Origin of the sequence: uncultured Marinobacter sp. (assembly GCF_963974375.1) — a bacterium.
GTDB lineage: Bacteria > Pseudomonadota > Gammaproteobacteria > Pseudomonadales > Oleiphilaceae > Marinobacter.
Genome location: NZ_CAXBDN010000265.1, coordinates 1 through 6,010 on the forward strand (window position 1 = coordinate 1; position 6,010 = coordinate 6,010).

The 6,010-nt window shown below is 59.9% G+C and carries 6 protein-coding genes and 1 pseudogene; 5 read left to right on the forward strand and 2 right to left on the reverse strand.

Translation table 11 applies throughout. The features are described from left to right. Nucleotides 1-523, forward strand: a pseudogene (locus tag AAC035_RS17730) (AarF/ABC1/UbiB kinase family protein); the annotation flags it as partial. Nucleotides 524-671: 148 nt separating this feature from the next. Continuing rightward, nucleotides 672-926, forward strand: coding sequence for a GrxA family glutaredoxin (locus tag AAC035_RS17735; protein WP_339806422.1), 255 nt, complete (start codon nucleotides 672-674; stop codon nucleotides 924-926). Between the two features lie 74 nt (nucleotides 927-1,000). Here the strand turns inward: AAC035_RS17735 and AAC035_RS17740 are convergent, their stop codons facing one another. Then, entirely contained in the window at nucleotides 1,001-2,263 is a 1,263-nt protein-coding gene (locus AAC035_RS17740; protein ID WP_339806424.1) for a 6-phosphofructokinase, read from the reverse strand. Between the two features lie 139 nt (nucleotides 2,264-2,402). On the opposite strand from AAC035_RS17740, the gene mpl reads away from it, so the two are divergent. The 3 genes from mpl to AAC035_RS17755 are packed head-to-tail and all read left to right on the forward strand — an operon-like array spanning nucleotide 2,403 to nucleotide 5,348. Further along, a complete protein-coding gene (mpl, locus tag AAC035_RS17745) occupies nucleotides 2,403-3,806 on the forward strand; it encodes a UDP-N-acetylmuramate:L-alanyl-gamma-D-glutamyl-meso-diaminopimelate ligase (RefSeq protein ID WP_339806425.1) in 1,404 nt (467 codons plus the stop codon). Then, nucleotides 3,799-4,437 carry a flavin prenyltransferase UbiX gene (locus AAC035_RS17750; protein ID WP_339806426.1) on the forward strand — a complete coding sequence of 213 codons (639 nt, stop codon included), beginning with the start codon at nucleotides 3,799-3,801 and terminating at the stop codon, nucleotides 4,435-4,437. The genes mpl and AAC035_RS17750 overlap by 8 nt, the downstream gene beginning before the upstream one ends. Nucleotides 4,438-4,442: 5 nt before the next feature. Beyond that, the gene (locus AAC035_RS17755) at nucleotides 4,443-5,348 is read left to right on the forward strand and encodes a mechanosensitive ion channel domain-containing protein (protein WP_339806427.1); all 906 of its coding nucleotides are present in this window, start codon (nucleotides 4,443-4,445) and stop codon (nucleotides 5,346-5,348) included. 33 nt (nucleotides 5,349-5,381) lie between these two features. On the opposite strand, the gene AAC035_RS17760 is transcribed toward AAC035_RS17755, so the two are convergent. Further along, on the reverse strand, nucleotides 5,382-6,010 hold a 629-nt coding region (locus AAC035_RS17760), incomplete at its 5' end, for an endonuclease (protein ID WP_339806428.1).

Sequence of the window (6,010 nt, forward strand, 5' to 3'; positions counted from 1 at the left end):
CCGCATCCGCGTGGCCGGTGAGCCGGGCTCAGACCCGGACCAGGATCAGATTGTGCTGCTGGACTTCGGTGCGGTGCAGGCCTATAGCGACGACTTTCTGGGGCCGGTTATCCAGATGATCAGGGCCTCCTACGAGCAGGACCTTGAAAGCGTTATCGACGGCGGAGTGCGCCTGCACTTCATGAAAACCAGCTGGCCGCGGGACGTGCTCGAGACCTTTGCCGAGGTGTGCATGTCGGTTCTTGAGCCTCTGGCCCCGGCCAACTACAACTGGCCGGAACATGCGGTCAATGCCGAGGGACAGTACCGCTGGAAGGAAAGTGACCTGCCATCGCGGGTGGCCCGCCAGGCTGCCCGGTCCGCCATTAGCCGCTATTTCAAAGTCCCACCCAAAGAATTTGTCTTCCTCAACCGCAAGTTGATCGGCGTCTACACCTTTATTGCCGTGCTGAAGGCGGAGTTCAATGGCGAGCCTTTGCTGCGCCGGTTTCTGTACCCGGAATCCGCTGACTCCCAGGGTTAATGGGGCTTTCCTATGGCAGCCATGTAAACCATTCAATGTGCATTGGCTTGCGCCTCTGTCATGATGTTGTCACCTGGGTACGCTTGCCGGATGTCCGGCACGGTTGAGGACCCTGCAATACATACAGCTGACTGGAGGTTTTTACACCGTGGACACAGTTACGATTTATGGTCGTCCCAGTTGTGGTTTCTGCGTGCGCGCAATTGATTTGTGTGAGAGCAGAGGATTCCCCTTCCGTTTTATCGACATCATTGAGGAAGGTATCAGCAAGGCGGATCTGGCAGAGATAGTGGGCCGACCGGTATTCACTGTGCCACAGATTCTGGTGGGGCAGGCCTACATCGGCGGCTATGACGAGTTTTCGGGATACGTCAGTAAGCTTGGTGCTGCCAGCGCAACCTGAATCCACAAAAAGCCCCGGTACCATGCAGCAGCGTCCGGGGCTTTTTGTGGGCAGTGATCTGTGCCCGAGATGGCTTACACCTCGAACGGGCTCTTCAGTTTCTTCGGCGCCAGCACGCACCTCAGATGAGCCACTTTCGGAATGCCATTCTCGAAGGGAGGGAAGGCTTCGCCTTCAATCAACGGTTGCAGGTACTCACGGCAATCGTCGGTGATCCCGAAGCCGTCATCGGAGATGAAGTGAATCGGCATTTTCTTCTCCTGATTCGCCACTTCGCTGAGCGGGGCCTCGCCAATGTGCCAGCGGTAGGGGCTGGACTGCTCGCGCACGATAATGGGCATCACCGCCTGCTTGCCGGCCAGAGCCATTTCAACAGCGGCCTTGCCAACGGTGTAGGCCTGTTCCACGTCGGTGGCAGAGGCAATGTGGCGGGCTGACCGTTGCAGATAGTCGGCGACGGCCCAGTGATGCTTGTAACCCAGTGCCTGCTTCACCATGTTGGCCAGGGTCGGGGCCACGCCACCTAGCTGGGTATGGCCAAAGGCATCTTTGCCGCCGGCATCGGCCAGAAAGCGGCCGTCCTCATACTGGGCACCTTCGGATGCAACCACGACGCAATAACCGTAATCGGTCACTGACTGTTCCACCCGGGCCAGAAAGGCTTCCCGGTTAAACGGAATTTCCGGGAACAGGATGATGTGGGGGGGCTCTTCCCGGCCTTTGCCGGCGAGACCACCGGAAGCCGCAATCCAGCCTGCGTGGCGGCCCATGACTTCAAGAATAAAGACCTTGGTGGACGACTCGCTCATGGAGCGGATATCAAGACTGGCTTCCAGGGTTGAGGTGGCCACATACTTGGCGACAGAGCCGAAGCCGGGGCAGCAGTCGGTAAAGGGCAGGTCGTTGTCGACGGTCTTGGGAATACCGATGCAGGTGATCGGGTAGCCCATCTTGTCCGCAATCTGGGAGACCTTAAACGCAGTATCCTGGGAATCACCACCGCCGTTATAGAAGAAGTAACCGATGTCGTGGGCGCGGAATACCTCAACCAGACGCTCGTACTCGCGGCGGTTCTCGGTGAGGTTCTTCAGCTTGTAACGGCAGGACCCAAACGCGCCGCCCGGCGTGTGCATCAACGCACTGATGGATTCTTCGGACTCCTCGCTGGTGTCGATCAACTCTTCCCTGAGCGCGCCGATAATGCCGTTGCGTCCGGCATAGACCTTGCCGATCTGCTCCGGGTGCTTGCGGGCGGTCTCGATGACACCGCAGGCGCTGGCGTTGATAACGGCGGTAACTCCGCCAGACTGGGCATAAAATGCGTTCTTGATGGCCATGGTGGGCTGGAGCCTCCTGCTGAATGGAATCTGGAGGCGAATCATACGTCAATCTGCCATATTTTTCATGACTGCTGCCTTGACGCACCCTCGTGTATACGGGAGTCTTGCAGCACCGAAAACAGGAAACAGGTACGTCATGCATATCCACATTCTTGGCATCTGTGGCACCTTCATGGGCAGCCTTGCGGTGCTGGCCCGGGAGCTGGGTCATCAGGTAACCGGCTCTGATCAGGGTGTCTATCCACCCATGAGTACCCAGCTTGAAGCCCAGGGCATCAGGCTTATGGAAGGGTACAGTGCAGATCACCTGAAACCCGCGCCAGATCTGGTTCTGATAGGCAATGCCATGTCCCGGGGAAACCCGGAGGTGGAGGCGGTACTGAACCGCAACCTGGATTATATGTCGGGCCCGGAATGGCTGGCCCGGGAGGTCCTGCGGACCCGCTGGGTACTGGCGGTCGCCGGAACCCACGGCAAAACCACCACCACCGCGATGCTGCTGTGGATACTCGAGCAGGCCGGGTTCGATGCCGGTTATCTGGTCGGAGGCGTGCCTAAGGACTTTCCCGTATCTGCCCGTCTCGGCAGCAGCGACTTCTTCGTGATTGAAGCCGATGAATACGACAGCGCGTTCTTTGACAAGCGCTCCAAGTTTGTCCATTACCGGCCCCGGACCCTGATCCTGAACAACCTGGAATACGATCACGCCGATATCTTTGACAATGTGGAAGCCATCGAGCGGCAGTTCCATCACCTGGTGCGCACGGTTCCGGGTACCGGCATGATTATTCGCCCCCAGAACGATCTGCATCTTGACCGGACCCTGGCCATGGGTTGCTGGAGTTCCCTGCAGACCACCGCTATCGGCAGCGAGGCCGCCACCCCCGACTGGCGCGCCGAGCTGCTCAGGGACGACGGCAGTCAGTTCATGGTGATTCATCACGAGCAGCCGGTTGCCCAGGTAAACTGGGCCATGACCGGCCAGCACAGCGTGCGCAATGCGCTGGCGGCCATCGCCGCCGCCCGCCATGTGGGCGTGACTCCGGATCATGCTGTTGCCGCGCTCAATCGTTTCTCCGGTGTAAAGCGGCGCATGGAGCTGCTTGCGGATATCAACGGGGTGAGAGTCTATGACGATTTTGCCCATCACCCGACAGCCATTGCCACCACCCTGGACGGCCTTCGCCAGAGTGTCGGTAACGATCCGGTCATCGCACTGATCGAGCCCCGCTCCAACACCATGGCACAGGGTGTCCATCAACATACCCTGCTGGCCAGCGCAGATCTGGCGGACCGGGTGATCTGGGCCAATACCCAGAAGTCGGACTGGTTACCGGCCCTGGTTAAAAACCAGCGCGCCAAAGATGGTGATCCGGAAAAACACCAGATAGAGCACACCATTGAGGGGGTAATCGAGCGCGTGATGGCGGACCTGACCGAACCCTGTCACATCGTGATCATGAGCAACGGCGGTTTTGGTGGCATTCATCAGCGACTGGTTGCCCGTCTCACGGCAAACGCGGGGCAGGGACATGACTGAAGCGGATCGTCGTACCATCAATCTTGCCTTTACCGGCGCTTCCGGCGCCCAGTATGGCCTGCGCTTGTTGCAGTGCCTGGTGGCTGCAGGCTGCCGGGTCAATGTCATGGTCAGTCGCGCCGCCCAGGTGGTGATTGCCACCGAAACCGACCTCAAACTGCCCAGTGCCAGCGCTGCTGCACTGAAAGTGTTGACGCAGTTCAGTGGCGCTGAAGAAGGCCAGCTGGCCGTTTACGGGCGTGAGGACTGGTTTGCACCCCCCGCCTCCGGGTCCGGCGAGCCATCGCCGCTGGTGATCTGCCCCTGCAGTACCGGTACCCTGTCTGCTCTGGCCACCGGTGCCAGCAACAACCTGATTGAGCGGGCCGGTGATGTTGCTCTGAAAGAGCGGCGACCACTGATTCTGGTGCCCAGGGAGGCACCCTATTCGGAAATCCACCTCGAGAACATGCTCAAGCTGACCCGAATGGGCGCGGTGATCATGCCTGCCAGCCCGGGCTTCTATCACCAGCCCGGGTCTATCGATGATCTGGTGGACTTTATTGTCGCCCGGCTTCTCGATCATCTTGGCGTGGCTCAGACTCTGGTCCCGCGCTGGGGACAGAGTCCGCGGCCCGGGGTGGAGAAATAGCCCCTATGGAAACCGCTGTCATTGCTGATCGGTTAGGCCTGCCGGAAGGCAGTCTGGATTTTTTCGGTTCGGTTGCCAGCCTGTTCGGCAGCACCCTGATCCTGATTGTGGTGATCTTGCTGGCCCGGTCCATCAGTGGTCGCTTCATCCGCAAGACCGTACAGTCCCACGAACTGCGCAGAAAATGGCTGGTTCAGTCCCGCAATGGACTGATCCTGCTGTTTATACTTGGGCTGATTATCATCTGGGGCGAGGAGTTGCGAACCCTGGCTCTGTCCATTGTGGCCATTGCCGTGGCTTTTGTGGTGGCCACCAAGGAACTGATTCTCTGCGTGCTGGGTGGTTTGCTGAAAACCGGCGCCCGCTCCTTTGAGCTGGGTGATCGCATACAGATCAAGGATTTCCGGGGCGATGTGATCGATGAGAACCTGCTGGCAACCACCATTCTGGAAGTGGGGCCGGGCAAGCTCACTCACCAGCGTACCGGGCGCATGACCGTCATACCCAATGCACTGTTCGTGTCAGAACCGGTGATCAACGAGAGTTTTACCCACGACTACGTGTTCCATGTCTTTGTGGTGCCTTTCAAGCGTGAAGAAAACTGGCAGGCAGCGCAGGTGGCTCTGCTTGAGTCCGCTACCCGTCTCTGTGAACCCTATCTGGAGGCCGTGCGCACCTATATGCTCCGGGTCAGCGAACGGCGGGGCCTGGAAGTGCCATCGGTGGACCCCCGGGTAAACCTGTTGGTGCCGGTGGCCGGCGAGATTCATCTGTTGGTGCGTTTTCCGGCGAAATCCGGGCAGCGGGGCTACATGGAGCAGGCCATTCTTGCCGAAGTGTTTGGCAATAACGATTTTTCGGCAAAAAAGGATGAGGCTGCCGGGGCGCCGGCTCAGGCTGATCAGGACTGAGGGCGGCGACCGGACCTGATTCCGGGCGGGGGCTCACCGGCAGTTGCCGGCCTGCCTATAACCGGCGGCACTGGCTGCAGCCGGTGAGGGGAACGGGACCCGGTTGTGATCGGCGATCTGATCAAATCCCGGACAGCCCCGGGGCAGGTGGTACACCTTGCTGTTCCGGTTGCCGCGCACCGCGCCGCTGTAGGCGTCGGCCTGCACGGGCTTCAGTGCCGTTACCACGCCGTCGGCGCTGTTGCGGTGCCCCGATGACCACTGGCGCTCGCCCGTGACAAACGGATTACCGTGGCCCATGACCGCCGCAATCCGCCGTTCCCGCTCCTGCTCCCACACCGATACCGGAAACTGACGGTGCCAGGCCATGAACAGCTGCTGCTGGGCCCGGCTCATGGTCAGGTCATAGCGGTCGTGAACGTAGAAATAGACCCGGGCGATCTGGCCTTTGACCGAATCACGGGGTTCCACCGCCCGTTGGCTGAAATCGACTTTGACATCGCAGGCGCCGTGCTGACGCCCGGTACCCGGGAGCACGCTGAAGCGGTAGTTGCTGCGGTCACCGTTGACCTCACCCACAGTGGGCGTGAGGTTGTGCATGTCCGCTTCCATGACCCGGAACACCGGATCATCAGATACACAGTTGCGGCGGCCGCCGTTCT

Coding starts and splice junctions, on each gene's coding strand:
- AAC035_RS17755 (WP_339806427.1), top strand. CDS start 4,443: ATGGAAACCGCTGTCATTGCTGATCGGTTAGGCCTGCCGGAAGGCAGT.
- AAC035_RS17740 (WP_339806424.1), bottom strand. CDS start 2,263: ATGGCCATCAAGAACGCATTTTATGCCCAGTCTGGCGGAGTTACCGCC.
- AAC035_RS17750 (WP_339806426.1), top strand. CDS start 3,799: ATGACTGAAGCGGATCGTCGTACCATCAATCTTGCCTTTACCGGCGCT.
- mpl (WP_339806425.1), top strand. CDS start 2,403: ATGCATATCCACATTCTTGGCATCTGTGGCACCTTCATGGGCAGCCTT.